Origin of the sequence: Bdellovibrio sp. HCB209, from assembly GCF_047306065.1 — a bacterium.
Classification (GTDB): Bacteria; Bdellovibrionota; Bdellovibrionia; order Bdellovibrionales; family Bdellovibrionaceae; genus Bdellovibrio.
The window spans coordinates 2,461,770-2,476,488 of sequence record NZ_CP178618.1 but is presented as its reverse complement, the minus strand read 5'-3'; the positions used below and the strand labels follow the sequence as shown (position 1 = coordinate 2,476,488).

The 14,719-nt window shown below is 44.2% G+C and carries 16 protein-coding genes; 7 read left to right on the top strand and 9 right to left on the bottom strand.

All coding sequences use genetic code 11. The features are described 5' to 3' along the window. Positions 1 to 9: 9 nt before the first annotated feature. Together ACLVWP_RS12080 and ACLVWP_RS12075 are read left to right on the top strand one after the other, a co-directional pair. Positions 10 to 480: a hypothetical protein gene (locus ACLVWP_RS12080; protein WP_413557530.1), complete on the top strand. Its 471-nt coding sequence runs from the start codon at positions 10 to 12 to the stop codon at positions 478 to 480. A gap of 117 nt (positions 481 to 597) precedes the next feature. Next, entirely contained in the window at positions 598 to 2,538 is a 1,941-nt protein-coding gene (locus ACLVWP_RS12075; protein ID WP_413557528.1) for a response regulator, read from the top strand. A 48-nt stretch (positions 2,539 to 2,586) separates the two neighbouring features. Here the strand turns inward: ACLVWP_RS12075 and ACLVWP_RS12070 are convergent, their stop codons facing one another. From ACLVWP_RS12070 to ACLVWP_RS12060, 3 genes are read right to left on the bottom strand one after another with little or no spacing between them, the layout of a single operon-like run. Next, positions 2,587 to 4,350, bottom strand: coding sequence for a hypothetical protein (locus tag ACLVWP_RS12070; protein ID WP_413557526.1), 1,764 nt, complete (start codon positions 4,348 to 4,350; stop codon positions 2,587 to 2,589). After that, the gene (locus ACLVWP_RS12065) at positions 4,347 to 4,952 is read right to left on the bottom strand and encodes an ATP-binding protein (RefSeq protein WP_413557524.1); all 606 of its coding nucleotides are present in this window, start codon (positions 4,950 to 4,952) and stop codon (positions 4,347 to 4,349) included. The genes ACLVWP_RS12070 and ACLVWP_RS12065 overlap by 4 nt, the downstream gene beginning before the upstream one ends. 43 nt (positions 4,953 to 4,995) lie before the next feature. After that, a complete protein-coding gene (locus ACLVWP_RS12060) occupies positions 4,996 to 6,138 on the bottom strand; it encodes a phospholipase D-like domain-containing protein (protein ID WP_413557522.1) in 1,143 nt (380 codons plus the stop codon). 70 nt (positions 6,139 to 6,208) lie between these two features. On the opposite strand from ACLVWP_RS12060, the gene ACLVWP_RS12055 reads away from it, so the two are divergent. After that, entirely contained in the window at positions 6,209 to 6,919 is a 711-nt protein-coding gene (locus tag ACLVWP_RS12055; RefSeq protein ID WP_413557520.1) for a hypothetical protein, read from the top strand. 33 nt (positions 6,920 to 6,952) lie between these two features. Here ACLVWP_RS12055 and ACLVWP_RS12050 read toward each other — a convergent pair whose 3' ends face one another. Both ACLVWP_RS12050 and ACLVWP_RS12045 read right to left on the bottom strand, forming a co-directional pair. Further along, positions 6,953 to 7,795, bottom strand: coding sequence for an MBL fold metallo-hydrolase (locus ACLVWP_RS12050; RefSeq protein ID WP_413557518.1), 843 nt, complete (start codon positions 7,793 to 7,795; stop codon positions 6,953 to 6,955). 33 nt (positions 7,796 to 7,828) lie between these two features. Beyond that, the gene (locus tag ACLVWP_RS12045; RefSeq protein WP_413557516.1) at positions 7,829 to 9,121 is read right to left on the bottom strand and encodes an enoyl-acyl carrier protein reductase FabMG; all 1,293 of its coding nucleotides are present in this window, start codon (positions 9,119 to 9,121) and stop codon (positions 7,829 to 7,831) included. 173 nt (positions 9,122 to 9,294) lie between these two features. Between ACLVWP_RS12045 and ACLVWP_RS12040 the strand changes: the two genes are divergently transcribed. From ACLVWP_RS12040 to ACLVWP_RS12030, 3 genes are read left to right on the top strand one after another with little or no spacing between them, the layout of a single operon-like run. Continuing rightward, positions 9,295 to 9,828 (top strand): DUF3465 domain-containing protein, encoded by a 534-nt coding sequence (locus tag ACLVWP_RS12040; protein WP_413557515.1) that lies wholly within the window; start codon positions 9,295 to 9,297, stop codon positions 9,826 to 9,828. 21 nt (positions 9,829 to 9,849) lie between these two features. Continuing rightward, positions 9,850 to 10,584 carry a helical backbone metal receptor gene (locus tag ACLVWP_RS12035; protein WP_413557513.1) on the top strand — a complete coding sequence of 245 codons (735 nt, stop codon included), beginning with the start codon at positions 9,850 to 9,852 and terminating at the stop codon, positions 10,582 to 10,584. Further along, positions 10,584 to 11,006 carry an NUDIX domain-containing protein gene (locus ACLVWP_RS12030; RefSeq protein WP_413557511.1) on the top strand — a complete coding sequence of 141 codons (423 nt, stop codon included), beginning with the start codon at positions 10,584 to 10,586 and terminating at the stop codon, positions 11,004 to 11,006. Before ACLVWP_RS12035 ends, ACLVWP_RS12030 begins: the two co-directional genes overlap by 1 nt. 5 nt (positions 11,007 to 11,011) lie before the next feature. Here ACLVWP_RS12030 and ACLVWP_RS12025 read toward each other — a convergent pair whose 3' ends face one another. The 3 genes from ACLVWP_RS12025 to gntA all read right to left on the bottom strand — a co-directional run bounded on the left by ACLVWP_RS12025 (position 11,012) and on the right by gntA (position 12,968). Further along, entirely contained in the window at positions 11,012 to 11,551 is a 540-nt protein-coding gene (locus ACLVWP_RS12025) for a hypothetical protein (RefSeq protein WP_413557509.1), read from the bottom strand. Between the two features lie 160 nt (positions 11,552 to 11,711). Further along, the gene (locus ACLVWP_RS12020) at positions 11,712 to 12,302 is read right to left on the bottom strand and encodes a DUF1989 domain-containing protein (RefSeq protein WP_413557508.1); all 591 of its coding nucleotides are present in this window, start codon (positions 12,300 to 12,302) and stop codon (positions 11,712 to 11,714) included. Then, positions 12,303 to 12,968, bottom strand: a complete 666-nt coding sequence (gene gntA / locus ACLVWP_RS12015) for a guanitoxin biosynthesis heme-dependent pre-guanitoxin N-hydroxylase GntA (RefSeq protein WP_413557506.1) — start codon at positions 12,966 to 12,968, stop codon at positions 12,303 to 12,305. It abuts the gene before it with no gap. 152 nt (positions 12,969 to 13,120) lie between these two features. Here gntA and ACLVWP_RS12010 point away from each other — a divergent pair, with 152 nt between their 5' ends. Further along, a complete protein-coding gene (locus ACLVWP_RS12010) occupies positions 13,121 to 13,909 on the top strand; it encodes a hypothetical protein (RefSeq protein ID WP_413557505.1) in 789 nt (262 codons plus the stop codon). A 191-nt stretch (positions 13,910 to 14,100) separates the two neighbouring features. Here ACLVWP_RS12010 and ACLVWP_RS12005 read toward each other — a convergent pair whose 3' ends face one another. Further along, entirely contained in the window at positions 14,101 to 14,577 is a 477-nt protein-coding gene (locus ACLVWP_RS12005) for a hemerythrin domain-containing protein (RefSeq protein ID WP_413557504.1), read from the bottom strand. Positions 14,578 to 14,719 lie beyond the last annotated feature (142 nt).

Genomic DNA, 14,719 nt, shown 5'->3' with positions numbered 1-14,719 from the left:
GATTTAAGGATGAGTAAACTCGACGTAAAAATGAACAAAGCAGCTAGCAAGTTGTCAGTTCAAATGACGGGAACAATCGACGAAGACGTTGATTTCGCGCAATTCGATTTGTCTGGTAACCAGGCGATTGAGATGGAACTTGCTGGTGTTAAAAGCATCAATTCCTGTGGTATTCGTGAGTGGATCAAATGGATGGGCACAGCAGGTGCTGCGGATATTACGTTTGCAAATTGCCCAAAGGTGATCGTTGACCAAATCAATATGGTTGATGGCTTCCTACCGAACTCGGCGAAGGTTTCTTCGTTCTTTGTTCCTTACTACAATGATGATTCCGGTTCCGAGAAAAACGTTCTATTCCGATACGGTTCTGAATATAAAGAGGGCTCCGTTACCCCGCCAGCGTCAGTAAAAGACGAGGACGGAAACGAAATGGAAATGGACGTTATCGAAGCCAAATACTTTAAGTTCATTAAGAAGTAAAAACCCTCAACCATAGTCTAGGTTGTTGGTCCAGAAAACGAAGCGAGTCCTGTTCTGCAGGCTCGCTTTCTTTATTTTAGCCTTAATTTGCAAGCATTTACTTCCGACAAGAGAATCGTGAGTGATGCTAAAAGTAAAATCCTTATTTTGGAAGACGACGAATCGGTCTCTGCGGCACTGAAGGAAATTCTGAGCCGTGCAGGCCATTCCGTGCTTGTAGCAGGTCGCCCTGATGAGGCGACAAGCATGCTCACGTCCAATAACATTGAATTCCTTTTCTGTGATTGTATGTTGCCGCAAATGACGGGTATGGATTTTATCGAGCGTACGCGCAAGGAACATCCAAATCTTCGTTTTAAAGTGGTTTTGATGAGCGGTATCTATACGGATAAAGCGTTCATTCAAGAAGCAACTCAGAAAACTCAAGCGCTGGCATTCTTGCGTAAGCCGTTTGAGATGGATCAAGTTCTTAAGCTTGTTAAAAAAGAAGCTTCTGCACGTGAAGAAACAACAAGTGCTCGTAAGCTTCTTTATCAAATGTTCTCGAATCCTAAAGTTACCAACCGTCAAAAACGTAAGGTGATTGAATCCATTGAAGAGGTGAGTGGTTTTGACTTGCCGTTCTTGTATTCTCTTTTGGTAGAAACGAAGAGCAGTGGATACTTGAATATCTATAACTCTGACGGCTCTGTTTCTGGTATTTCCTTCTGCAATGGTAACATTGTGGGCGTGGACGTTGACGATAAGACGACGTTCTTAGGTGAGATGTTGATTCAGAGTGGTTACGCAACTCCAGCCGACGTGCAGGATGCTTTGCGTGACAAAAACAACCGTCGTATTGGTAATTACCTGATTCAGAACAATCAGCTCAGTCCTCATGCTTTCGATTTGATCTTGATGGAGCAAATGAATATCCGTCTGGTGAAAACGATCGTGGATGAAAAAATCCGCGTGAACTTTGCTTCAGCAGAAGTGGACATGTCTAATCCAAGTATCGATGCCGATGCGTTGTCATACTATCTACATGACTGGATTGCTTCTAAGCTTTCTTTAAATTGGTTGAAATCATTCTATATGATCTGGACGGGCAACGTGATTGCTAAGAGTCCAACATACACGGATGATCACCCGGCACTTAGCATGTCGATGATTAAATCATTAGACGGCTTGATGGCAAAAATTGATGGTGAAACAACTATCAATAAATTGTTGGATGTGAAGGGTTATACAGAGGTTGGCGTTTATAAAGCGGTCCATTTCCTTTTGACTAAGGGGTTGATTGTCTTTGCTCAGAAAGCAGCCTTCGAGAATCCAGAAGTTCAGCTTAAATCTTTGCAAAAAATCTGGGCGAACATGGAAGGCAAGAACGGTTTTGAAATCGTGTCTTACATGGAAAGCGGTACGATGGGATCTTCATTGGAGAATGTCCTTGAAGAGTTCCTTAACGTATTGGGACCAGAGCCTGTAGATCAAAAATCTGAAGTGGCTGTGTTGTGGAGAAAAATTAAAAAAGAAGCAGAGGATGCAGTCCTTGTAGCTCAAGACTCCAACAAAGCGACTCAATTCCGTCAGGAAGCTCAACGTTCTGAAGCTGAGAATAAGCTGAAGGCGAACAGCATGATGGAAGACGTCAAAAAAGCGTTGCAGTATACTCAGTATGCTAAAGCTATGACGATGGTGAATGAGATTGCGAAGTTAAATCCGCAACAAGCTCAGCTTCATTTGTATAGCACATGGGCTAAGTTGGGTGTGGCGATGACAGCTGATGGTGTTCGTCGTGCGGCTTTATCTAAAGAAGTCGAAATGGAGATGATGCAAATCCCTCCAGATGAACGTTACGATGCACTTTATCCATTCGTGATGGGCTTGTTCCAAAAAATCCGTGGGGATTATGCGGGAGCTCGTAAGCAGCTTGAAAAAGCTGTGGCGATGGATGGATCTTTCATGTCAGCTCGTCGTGAGTTGTCGACCCTTGGGGCGGCAGTGAAAGCCGGTAAGCAAGACGTTTTCAATATGGACTTGAAACAGATGGTTTCAGGGTTCTTCAAAAAGAAATAAAAAAAGGCTCCTCACGGAGCCTTTTTACTTTTCAATATTAGAAGCAAATTAGAAATTCCAATATGCCAAAGCGTTCAATTCAATTTGCATGTCTTCTTTCGGAGCTGCTGGATCGTATTTATAGTTCACCAATCCCAGGCCGTATTTCAAATACATGTCCTTTTTCATTTGATAGTAACCGCTTCCTTCTAGGCGATAAGCATTACTAACTTTGAAATCGCTGCCAGAGCCGCTTGGTAAGTACTGAAGTTTCAACTCCGTCCATTCCATCATCTTTTTCATCCAGCGAACTGTGGGTTTGTTCTGAACGAAAAAGCCCAAGCCAAATGCTGTGGAGCTAGCGTCTTTACCTTGAACCATTTGCACCGGGATGCTTAAGCCCCAAGTCTCATCCATCAAATGGAAGCCTGGGTTTGCGCGCCATACAAGTTCAGCTGTTGTAAGATCAATCTCTGGGTAGTCATCGTTTGTCGTCAGATGTTGATCGCGACTGACGATCAAGCCCCAGTGCAAGCGAGCGGCGTCGGCATTAAGGCCTAGGAAGTTTTCAAACCACCACTCAAACCCCAATGAACCGAAAGCAATTCCTGATGGAGTTTGGTAGCGAGCTCCCAACCATGCAGAAAATGGATTTCCGCGCTCGACATCGTAACCAGCCATGAACGAATCAGAACCTGTTTGAACTTGTAGGAAGTGGCGAGTGCTTTTTCCTGCAGGCAGATTCTTAATTGTCCATTTAAACTGATTGCCTTCTTCTTGGAAGGAAGCGTCTTTATCTGAAGCATCAGCACTCATGTTGGTGTCAGCGGAAGCAATACCATCCATTGAAACACTGGAAGAATAAGTCTTATTCACACTCTTAGCTGAAAGAGTCGGGCGAATTTTAGCTGGAGGAATGCTGCCTTTAACATAGAACTCTTGGCGCATTGGAATGTCACCATCACCTTTTAAGTATAAAAGAGGACGTTCTTTGCTAACCACCACTTGCCAGCTGCCATCACCTAAGCGGCGCACTTTACTGCCGTCCGCAGGTTCAGCACCGGAAGCTGTTAGAATCATTCTTTGGCCGTTTTCACTTTGAACAACGTCTTTGAAATCAACTTCGTTCATACGAGTGTCGATTTCTAGGAAAGCACCTGTTTGAGTGAGGGCTTTGAATGAAACGCTTTCAGAGCGATCATTCAAATAGATAATCCCTTGATTGCCCACAACTTTGCCGTTGATTTCAACTTGCGCCGTTTTTTTAGTCGCAGAACGAGGACGGACTGCCAATTGGCCTTGTTGCGAGGAAAGATAAAGTTCCTTTGAGCAAAGGTAAGTCTGTGTTTCATCCGTTTGACGATAAATACAGAAAGTCATGAAGGGAAGGTACTTCATGTCTTCGACAATTTTTGGATCATTCAATTCGACTGTCAGGCTGGCTAAGTCTGAACGCAGGTTTTCTTGATCGCGTTCATTTTTAGAAAGCTTTACGTTGGATTGATCCAAGCGAGTGGTGAAGATCGCTTTACCTGCATTGTTTTTAATTGCCAGTTCGCCGTCTTTCAAAAGATCTGCGGGCCAAGTGAAGCGCACTCTGTAAGGAGCGCCATTTTTTGTAGGCTCTTGCAGATCAAATGTCACCTTGGTGGAATCAATCAAGATATCGCCGACTTTCAAGCGGTCTTCATCCATCAACGTGTATTCAAATCTTTGTGGCAAGACTTGCAGGTTATTTTTGCTTGCTTGGAAAAGCATGGGCTTGCGTGCTTCGCCATGGGCAGAAGCTGCTCCGGCAATTAGAGCTAGTACGATAAGACTGAGGTTCTTCATGTTAAAAGCTCCTTGTTGATATCTTCAGCACTCTTGTGAGTCATAATAGCGTTGATAACAGCCAACGCCGTCGTCATTTTAGAAATGAAGTCTTTGTTGTGCCCAATAACAATTCGGCGCGGGTGGGATGCCCAAGCATCTTTGATCTTTGTATTTAACAAAGCGGCCTCTTGAAAAGACTCTGTACGAACCGGATTGCTGGTGTCGTAATAGTCGCCCTCGGCTGTGTCCATATGAAGAACCCAGTCATAGCGAGAGAACTCAAGATCTTGATTGGTACCGATATTTTTAAAGAAATGTTCAGGGGACTCGGGCCAGTAGGCGATGGAGTCAACCGATCCACGATCACAAACGATCAAGCTTTTTTGGCTTAATTGGCAGACCATGTCTTCCAATTCTTTTTGCGTAAAGTAAATCGCGCGTTGAGCGTTGATAATACCTTGCGCTTCTTTAAAGCGCGGGAAACCGCCACGATAAAGAATACTAGCTGCCTCAGGAACCACGGCACATTTTTGCCCAAGTTCTTTTTTAAGAGCTTCAATCAGAGTTGTTTTGCCCCCAGAAGGGCCACCGGTAACGACGATTTTTACGAACTGTTTCATTCCTTAAGGATCGGACACAGTTTGGGGTCACGTCAAAGAAAAATCAGAGCATGTAACGCAGGCGAAATGCAATTTTAGAGAGACTGCGAAAGAGCCACGATGTCGTCACAAAACTGCTTTCTGCAATATTTTGGGAGTTATCGATGTCCTCATTCCACTGTTTAAGCATGTTGTCCAAGGTTGTCGTGTCTCGAAAGCGTGCGATCACTTCTAGATCATGAAACAGACTGCGGTAATTCAGGTTGAAGGAGCCAATATAGGACTCATCATCAATAATCATGGTTTTCGCATGCAAGATAGACTTGCGATACTCATAAATAGGGATGCCTCGTTGGATCAGGAAGCGAACCAAAAAGAAAGAGGCCCATTTGGAAAATGGCACGTCTGATTTACCCGGAATCAAAAGTTTGACGTCGACACCGCGATCCTTTGCCATAATAAGGACTCTGAGCAGGGATCTTTTAGGCAGAAAATAAGCAGTTGTAATGTAAACGCGGGTCTTTGCCTGGGAAATTTTGCGAAGCATATCCCGATACAAATGTTTGCGCATTTTTTGGGTCGTATTGAGTTGAATTGCAGAGCCCAGTTGCGGCGTATTGCCACGCCAGCGGCTGATCCAAGATAAAAAGCCCTTATAAATGGTTCGTAAATAAGTGATCTGGGTTGCGACCACCAATTGGCGAACGGCGGGGCCTTGCACTCGAACTCCGGTGTCGCGCCAAGCTCGGGGGCCGACATATTTTTCGCAGTGAACTTCAGTGAAGTTCATGCTCCCAAGGTAGGCTGTTTTTTCGTCAAAGATCGCAACTTTGCGGTGATTGCGGCGATTCATACGGCGCCACCAGCTGGCTTTACGAATTAAATCAAAGGCAGGCACGCGACGAAGCCATGACGAAGGATAAGGCATGATATGAAACACGCGCAGTTCGATGCCATGCTGTTGGCAATAGCGCAGAATTTGTGGAATCGTGTTGTAAGCTCCAAAGCCATCGAGAATCAGTTTTACTGAAACGCCTCGTTTAGTTGTAGCGGCGAGCTCTTCAAGAATGCTTTCTGTCAGTTTATCATGATCAAAGATATAGCTCTCGATCGTGATGCTTTCTTTAGCATCGCGGATGTCTTTGATGAGACTCTCAAAGAAACTATCGCCTGTATGAAATACCTGAACAGAGCTCCATGAATCCATATGCTGCATTGTTCAATAATTAAATATAAAAGTCGACATCAAACCGGAGGGGAGGGCAAACTTGAGGGGTATGGCATCAAGCAAAATAAGTATTATTAAAAAAGTTATGACAGTAAGTCTTCTGGGTGCAATGTGTTGGGGCAGCGCGAATGCGCAAGCTTCTGTTCCTCCTGCGAAAACACGTGTGATTTTCTTTGGGACACAAACTCAAGCGGACTTTGAACTTAAAATTAAACCGGTCTTTGATAGCACGGCGAACTGCAAATCATGTGAAATTATCAATTACACTCCGTACACTGCGGAAGGTGCTATTGATGAGGCCGCAATGCATGAGCGTATTGATACACTGCCTGCGGATGCAAGCTTCGTATTCTTTGATTTCAACCTTAGGGATAACGACGCCACAAAAACTTTGTTGGAGTCTTTGAATAAGCGCGCTGACAGTGGTTTGGTTGTTGTGGGCTCTGCAGGAGTTCCGAAATCAAATGAAGCTTCGGGCCCGCTGACTCGTACAGTTTTGGGTAAAGTCCACAATGCTGTGATTATTGGGGAGTTGGGTGACAGAGACCGTTTGGTACCTGCTGCCTTCTATGGACCTGAAATGCTAACAGCACTTCGTCCGCCGAAAGACAAAATCGGGCAGGGTTATTCACCGCTGATTTTCGCGGCGAACTTGGCTGAAAATTGGAATAAGCGTTCTCCACAAGAGTGGACGGATTATTTCAAAACCAAAAAACAAAAAAATCGCAAAATCTGGATGGATCTAAACGATTTGTTCTAAAGAAAAGGCACCTTCGAGGTGCCTTTTTTATTTCTATCGACCGGGAAAGATCACAACGCGATCTTGGTGATTTGTGGGGATTCTGTGTTTCAGAATCTTTAAAGCCTCGTGATCTGGATAGCGGCTGGAAATATGAATTAACACAATTTGCTCGGCTTCGATTTCATCCAAACGAGGAATGATTTCATCGATATGTGTGTGACCCCATTCGCGAGCGTTCGCGATGGTTCTTTTGTTATCTAGGTAAGTGGCTTCCATCATCAAGATCTTGGATTTTTTGATCCAAGGGCGCGTATCTAAAAACTCGATCTGAGTGTCACCTGTGAATGTAACCATCGGATGGTGGTGGATCTCGTTCACTTCTTCGCCCTTACGGCGTAAATTTACGATTTCTTCTTGGCTGAGTCCCTGAAGATCCGCGCGCAACTTTTTTGAAGTTTCAAACAGAGTGTAACCATAAGATTCGATTCGGTGAGTGGTCGGAAAGACCTTAACATAATTTTGCTGATTGATTTCGATCTCGTCGTCAGCCTTTACGGGGATAAAGTCGAACTTGTACTGATGTTGCTCGATCTTTTCCCACTCCCGCATAATATTGGTCATCGGCTCCACCAATGAGGCTGGCATATAAAACTGCGCCGCATTTTGGGAGGTCATGGCTTTTTGGGAAATGATGTAGGGGATTCCAGCGGCATGGTCCAAGTGACCATGGCTGATAAAGAACTTTTTGAGATTTAGTAAAAACGGGTAGCCCTGGGCCACGTCGAAACTTAAAGAAAGCTCCGGCATGGCGATGGCGGTGCGAATGCCCGAAAGCGAGAGGCCGTGGAATTTGTGTTTTTGATAACTCCAATCGGCGCCAGCGGTAACGGACATTTTGAATCCTTCTCTTAAGTCGGCAGGGCCGACTTACATGCAACGAGCTACGATATCGTGACCCAACCAAGCCACTGGTGACTTCGGTGTCCATGAATCATGAAGCATCACGTAGCCACAAGATTTAAACACAACCTCAGACAAAACTGCGGTGATCAGATTTTTCTGATCCTTATGTAAATCAAATAGATAGTCCGAAGACTTCAACATGTACTCCATCTGATCCTGACGAGTATGTTGCGGCCACTTGTCGTACTTTGTAAACTCCAAAGTCAGTGGATTTGTCAGATATTCATCAGTGAAGGCTTTGATTTGTTCAAACGTCACGCCGTCTTTCAAAAGCTCTTGGCATTGTTTTAAAACTTGCTCGCCGTGTTTTTTATCACCAGCGTGATTTTGAATAGCTGCAACCAAAGGGTAAAGTGATACTTCAACGCCTTGGAACACAGAGCTTGAGTTCGTCAAAATCTCTGGGCAGTTGTAAACGCAGCAATGTACGCCTTGTTTTGCGAAAGCAGTTGAGTAGTCCTCAAGAGCCATTTTCGCCCAACCTTGGAAGTAACAAGTGTAAGTCTGCCATTTGTAATCGTTTTTGATCAAAACTTCAGTGCCGTGGTAACCGTAAGCTGTGTAAGAAACATGGCTGCCCGAAGCTTCCAATTTTTTACGTAGCGGAGCTGAAATCTCAACCAAGTGTTTGAAAGTTTCAGCGGTTACTTCTTTAAAGTTACGCAAACAGAATTGACCGATTTCAGAATCCATCAAAACTTGCGAACCCACGTGGCGATCGCCCGTGCCTTTGCAAACGCGATTTAAAATCGGCATTACGATTTTTGTGCGGGGAACACCACCAGCCATCAAGTGGGCAAACAAAACGTTCGCGCCAGCCGGGATGTGTTTTTCAAGTTCTTTAACGAAAAGCTCAGTGTTCTTTTTGAAGCGCTCAACACCTGCTTTTTGTGATTCATCAATCGCTTTCCAATCAAGTTTCGCTTGTTCCCACTCGCCCAGCTTGATGCCTGCAAGTTGATCACATGGAGTCACACCATTAGAAGCGGGCTCCATATCAAAGCCTGCTTCCAGCGGAACGTTGATGAAAGGTTGCGGGATGTTGGCTGTTTCTTCAGCATTCAATGCGCGAAGAGAGCCGTCTTTTTCGCGACGACCTACTGTCGCACGAACGATTGTCATTCCACGGCGTTCAGCTTCTTCGACCAAACCGTTCGCGTAACCGCGAGAGAAAAGTTCACCGAATAAAACAAGAACATCGCCTTTTTTGTAAGGGCTAAGAGCTGGCTTCTCTTTAAGAGGGAATAGTTGCGTCATTTTTTACCTCGTATTTTCAAAGGGGACATAGTTATCTGCCTAACAGCAAGAATCAAGTTTTCACTGTATTTTCGCTCTGCGGGGTTAACAAAACCCTAACAATGGAGCGCCACATCTTTTCTGGCTTTGGCCGCAAAAATAACGGACCATTTTTAAATGCAAAGGAGTGCATTATGAAACGGATTTTAGCGTCAGTATTGGGTCTAATTTTAACGGGATCCATCGCATTCGCAACAGAGGCAGCGCCGGATTGCATCGCAAATGGGCAAGTTCTTCCAGTCAATAACGAGCAAATTCTGCTGTGGAAGAAACAAACAAAGAACCAGTATAAGAATCGTGGCCATATTTATGGCGTTGTGACGAATATCTATCCTGGTAAAAAGAGCCACCAACACTTCCAAGTGAAAATCGGCGAGGGACCTCGCGATACAATCGAAGTGATTTATAACGTGTCTTTCCGCGAAATCGACAACTTGAGAGTCGGCGCAACAGTGGAATCATGTGGTGATTACATCACTTCTAACGCCAGAGCAGGTCACTACAAACCTTCTCCAGATGGCGCGATCTTGCACTGGGTGCATCAGTCAAATAACAATCGTCATGATTCAGGTTATGTGATGGTTGATGGTGTTTTGCACGGAATGCCATATGGTCGTGAGTTCTACCAATGGGAACCAGATTTTGACTACCTAGCACCAGCCATGTAATCTTCTTTTAAGGAGATAAAAATGCGTGTGGTTTGTATGGTCCCTTCGTGGACTGAAACATTGTTAAGAGCTGGAATCAATGTTGTCGGCCGCACGCGTTTTTGTATTCATCCAGCCAATATGATCACCAATATTCCCATCGTCGGTGGGACCAAGGAAGTTTCTTGGGATCTGGTGATGGATCTAAAACCTGACATCGTGCTTTTAGATCAAGAAGAAAATCCCTATGAAATGGCCGAAGAGTGTCCCGTCAAATATCTGGCGACACATGTCCATTCGCTTGAATCTCTACAAAAAGAATTAGTAAAGTTGGGCGAGTTTTTTGAAAATGCCGCATTAATGGAGTTAGCCGTTGATGCCTTGGACATTTTAGAAAAACCCACAGCCAAGTTTGATTCCAAGAAAATTCCAGGATTTATGGATTGGGTGAAAATCCCGTCGCAGAATTACAGTGAAGTTCTGTATCTGATTTGGAAAAAGCCGTGGATGGCAGTCAGCAAAGAAACCTATATTGGATCTGTTTTAAATAAATTAGGTATGAAAGTGGTCGAGTTTCCTGAAGGGGAAAAGTATCCTGTGACGGAGCTTGAAGATCACCCGAATGCGCTGTGCTTGTTTTCCTCAGAGCCTTTTCCTTTTGCCAAAAAAATCTCAGACCTTAAGGGATTGGGAGTGGAGGGAGCCATCGTGAACGGGGAGTCGTTCTCGTGGTTCGGTTATCGCTCCATTCAATTTCTTAAGGAGACCCTAAAGTAATGACCGTCAGAAATATTTTATCCGCAGGAGTTGTGCCTTACTGTAAAAGTAAGGACGGCGTGCGCCTTTTAATTTTGCGCAGTTTTAATTACTGGGATTTCCCTAAAGGGGAAGTTGATTTTGAAGAAAACCCATTTAAAGCCGCGGTTCGCGAGTTGAAAGAAGAAACCGGATTGATCAATGCGGAATTTACCTTCGGTCATGACTTTTACGAAACTGAACCCTATGGCAAAGGCAAAGTTGCACGCTACTATATCGGTAAAATCGACGGAATGCCGGAGATCGAAATGCCCATCAGCGAAGAGCTCGGGGAGCCCGAGCACCATGAATATCGCTGGGCCACGCCCGATGAGTGCGGATATCTATTCGGCCCAAGACTCGTTCGAGTATTAACTTGGGCTCTCGAAAAAATTAACGGGTAAGTTAACTATGCGGTTTGATGAAGCGGGCGTGGATTTAGAACTGTATCTAAACGAAGGCGTGCTCTTTCTTTAACTGGAAATGGAAGATTTCCGGATGTCTTGATGAGGGCGTCGCGACTACTCGTTCCCGCACATACTTGATCATAAAACTGCGCTGAAAAATATCCTAGAGTCTGTTCAAGATCTTTAGGGATTTGTGTTTTCAGATAAGGGTAAACGTATGTTTGCTGATTCAGTTGGTAAGTATGAAGAACGTAGGGGATATCGTCCTCTTCTCGAGGTTCAAGTGCATGGCTTTTGAGTGTCGACATGACCATTTCTTGATTGCGGAGAGAACTCTCTAAAAAATTAGTAGTGTTGCCAATATGCTCTGATGCCGCAAAAAGTGACACCTGCTCCGCAAGGAAAAGACTCTTGATATGCAAAATCAAGTCATCCAGAAAAATCTTTCTGCTGATCTTGTCTTGCACCGGCAGTCTTTGAATATGCTCAGCTTTTTTAAGTGCAGAATTGTGTTGGGCATTTAGGTAGCTGTATAGACTCATGATGTTCTCCTCTCATGGTGTAAAACGAATCACAAAATGTTCAAAAGCAAATCCCTGGCCAACTTCTTGAGCGTTTAAAAGGCTATGGGAATGGTCCTGTAGAAAAATGCCACATAGCAAATGGGGATACCTGCCACACTTTAAAATTCCATAGATACATTCATGTTAGGATTTCGTGATAGATCTCGAATTGAATGGGCTTGAGTGAGCCATTGTTAGTTTCTTCGTGTGAGCATGCCGTGATTCCCACAATTAGATCTGTTAATGCTTTAAACACGATATAGTCACCGGCTTTGGATTTTGGACTGAGAATCTTAAGTTGGCCATCCTGATTTACCGTCACGTTCATGAAAATGTTAAACGTTGTAGAGATGTGATCGGGATTTATGCCGAAATCCGAAAATGCGTTGCTGAGGTTTTCATGGCAACTTGGGTGGTGCTCATTATTTCCGGCAACAATTTGAAACATTTTAAGACTACAAGGAGTCATCAAGAAGTCATGTCTGCCACACGTATCATCGATGATCTCAAGAAGCGGATTGCTTCTTTGAGAGTATAGTAGATGCCCCTTTGTTAAATAGATTTGATCGTTGTAGTCAATGGATCGTCCTGAGGAGAGGCTTTCTGAAGGATCGTGGGCATTAAAGCAAAATAAATCAGCGACCTGTTCGCCAAAGGGATCAATGACTTTAAAAAATTGGTTTTTTCGAATGACGAACGAAGTTCCCGATTGAGCAGAGATGGTATTCATTTATTTTGTAGACCTTTTATGGAAGGGACAAACCCAATTGTCATCGTTATTTTTTCCAGAAAACTGTATGGCTTCCCAGCTATCATTCCACTTCTCGCTCATAGGGTTTACGTTTCCTTGAAACTGAACGTCTCTTTTGCGATTGGCTTGAATCATTGGTTGATACCTGTTCCTTTTATCTAACTCTTTAAACTGCTCGTAGACGTTGAAAACCAGAGTGGGATATCGTATCCGACGCGATAATCTAGAACTATTTTGGTGCATACCAACAACAAAGAATGCCGAACCGCCAAGACTAAAACAGAAATTTTTATCATCAGGATTATCGCTAAAGTTAGGATCCCAAGTGTGATCTATTCCGGGAACTTTCGCTAGATGCGAGAGCTCTTGCCAGAGTCTCTTTTCGAAAACTTCTTCACTCATATCGACTAAATTTGGAAATACAGCAAAGTAGCTCAACTCTAGTGAGCCAGTGCGTTTTTGTTCATTCATGAACTCTATAAGTTCGGAGGCGAGTCTCGCACTTTGTTCGCCACTTCCTAGCGTTCCGAAGAAGCCTATTTTGTATTGCTCTGTTGAGAGTGTTTTGAGAGCCGCGATGCAGGGGAAGTTCTTACTAAAAACTAAAGATGAAATGTCGTTCTTAAATGTTGTCTCAGTATCCATTAGGGAAAGCTAGCTAGTTTAAATTTTAGGAACAACGATGGATAGGAGAGTTTTGTAGAATTGCAAATTGTGTTGAGACATCTCAGGGGTAAAGCACTTGTAAATAGAGTGGCATCGTTCACCATTCAGTTAGTTTATTGAAAGGATGGAATATGGCTGTTGATGCGAATAGAATAGGAAATGTTGAAATGGGAGGACATCGTCACCTGATATGTTGGCGTTCAGCACTTGCTGGAGTCGTCATTGGTGTCGTGACCATGATTGGATTGTTAACGTTGTCTATTGCATTTGGAGGAATTGGATTAGAAGACGGTTCCACCGTTAAGAATGCCAGTGTCTTTGCGGGAGTAAGCATTGTTGTCGCAATGATCGTTGGGAATTTTGCCGGAAGTTATTACTCGGTTCGAATTGCTCGCAGACGTGTCGATGTCGTCGGGGTGATGCAGGGGCTTCTTGTGGGTGGTATCTGCACGTTGCTCGTCGTATGTCATACTATGGCTTCTGTCGCGGCCCTGGGTAAAGTTACCGGTGCAGCTCTTGGTGCAACCGCCGCTGCGGCTGGTGGTGTGGCATCTACGCAAGCTCCACTTATTCAAGACATTATTCAGGACAGTTTAGGGGCTCGAAAACTCGCGTCTGATCCCGAGGTTGTAGTTAAGGGATTGGCTTCTCGCCTTGTTCGCGGTGATCAAGAAAGTGCAAAAAATTATTTAGCAGCACAAGCTGGGATAACTCCAGAAGAAGCTGATAAGGCCGTTGTTGTCGTCAGAGAGAAGGTTGATAAAGCTCTGGAAGAGGCAAGAAAAGCGGCCGCTACAACTCTTAAGACCGTGGGTTGGAGCAGTTTCGTGGCGATAGTCCTTGCCATGATTGCCTCAGTTTTGGGAGGGCTCGTGGGAGCTTTGTGTAACGAGCGTCGTATGATCGATGTGGTGAAGTAAGGAGATGGTGATGAAAACATTTAATCCGATAAAAAACTCTAAGGGTGCTATTGGCTGGATTCTACTTTGGGCGCTCGGAATTCCTATTCCACTTTTGATTGTGTTATTCTTAATTCGTGGTGGAACTTAAGTACTCTAAGTCCACTTTTTTGCAAGCGAGTTGCTAGGCTCGCTTGCAAAATATAACCAATCTATTGAAGTGTTTTTTCTGAAGGGGAGTCTTCTCCGCCTTTTTCAAGCATCTGTGTTTTCAATTCGACAAATCGTTTCCCTAAAGAAACTCTTTCTTCTAGATCAGAGTTGTCCCGAAAGTCAGGAAGCAAGTCTTCCTCTTCTTCCTCGATGTGATGTTCGACCAGTTCGGCGAGTACTTTAATCTTTGCACCCATTGTTTCCGGGTCTTTCGTTCGCTTGATTTCTTCACAAAGCTGATCAGCAAGTTGGTGCTCGATATCTCCTTCGAGAGCCTCACCTCTAAGGTCATCATCCTTTTTCATGAATACGTACAGGCTGTCTTCCTCAGGTTTGGCATGACTTACTAGGAGCGGTGCAAACTCAGAGAAAGCCTGTGCTCGCTCTTCAATTGTTAGATCTGAGTCCTTCATGACCTTAATAAGCCTCTTCAAGGGCTTGTGGTCTTCAAGGATCATTTCAATGATATCGTCCATTTTGGTAATTGTGCGGTGTTTGATTTTGCTTTCTTCGGTTGTGTGTCTCATGTGCTCTCCTCTGTGCAGTGAGGAATAGCAAGTTGAATGCCTATAGAATTGAAGGTCTCAATTGGTTATCATTTGAAGTACGGGGCAATTC

What these genes read in the sequence shown, in the direction of transcription:
- ACLVWP_RS12080 (WP_413557530.1), top strand. Translation starts at nt 10, where the DNA reads ATGAGTAAACTCGACGTAAAAATGAACAAAGCAGCTAGCAAGTTGTCA.
- ACLVWP_RS12070 (WP_413557526.1), bottom strand. Translation starts at nt 4,350, where the DNA reads ATGAAGAACCTCAGTCTTATCGTACTAGCTCTAATTGCCGGAGCAGCT.
- ACLVWP_RS12065 (WP_413557524.1), bottom strand. Translation starts at nt 4,952, where the DNA reads ATGAAACAGTTCGTAAAAATCGTCGTTACCGGTGGCCCTTCTGGGGGC.
- ACLVWP_RS12060 (WP_413557522.1), bottom strand. Translation starts at nt 6,138, where the DNA reads ATGGATTCATGGAGCTCTGTTCAGGTATTTCATACAGGCGATAGTTTC.
- ACLVWP_RS12055 (WP_413557520.1), top strand. Translation starts at nt 6,209, where the DNA reads ATGGCATCAAGCAAAATAAGTATTATTAAAAAAGTTATGACAGTAAGT.
- ACLVWP_RS12050 (WP_413557518.1), bottom strand. Translation starts at nt 7,795, where the DNA reads ATGTCCGTTACCGCTGGCGCCGATTGGAGTTATCAAAAACACAAATTC.
- ACLVWP_RS12045 (WP_413557516.1), bottom strand. Translation starts at nt 9,121, where the DNA reads ATGACGCAACTATTCCCTCTTAAAGAGAAGCCAGCTCTTAGCCCTTAC.
- ACLVWP_RS12040 (WP_413557515.1), top strand. Translation starts at nt 9,295, where the DNA reads ATGAAACGGATTTTAGCGTCAGTATTGGGTCTAATTTTAACGGGATCC.
- ACLVWP_RS12035 (WP_413557513.1), top strand. Translation starts at nt 9,850, where the DNA reads ATGCGTGTGGTTTGTATGGTCCCTTCGTGGACTGAAACATTGTTAAGA.
- ACLVWP_RS12030 (WP_413557511.1), top strand. Translation starts at nt 10,584, where the DNA reads ATGACCGTCAGAAATATTTTATCCGCAGGAGTTGTGCCTTACTGTAAA.
- ACLVWP_RS12025 (WP_413557509.1), bottom strand. Translation starts at nt 11,551, where the DNA reads ATGAGTCTATACAGCTACCTAAATGCCCAACACAATTCTGCACTTAAA.
- ACLVWP_RS12020 (WP_413557508.1), bottom strand. Translation starts at nt 12,302, where the DNA reads ATGAATACCATCTCTGCTCAATCGGGAACTTCGTTCGTCATTCGAAAA.
- gntA (WP_413557506.1), bottom strand. Translation starts at nt 12,968, where the DNA reads ATGGATACTGAGACAACATTTAAGAACGACATTTCATCTTTAGTTTTT.
- ACLVWP_RS12010 (WP_413557505.1), top strand. Translation starts at nt 13,121, where the DNA reads ATGGCTGTTGATGCGAATAGAATAGGAAATGTTGAAATGGGAGGACAT.
- ACLVWP_RS12005 (WP_413557504.1), bottom strand. Translation starts at nt 14,577, where the DNA reads ATGGACGATATCATTGAAATGATCCTTGAAGACCACAAGCCCTTGAAG.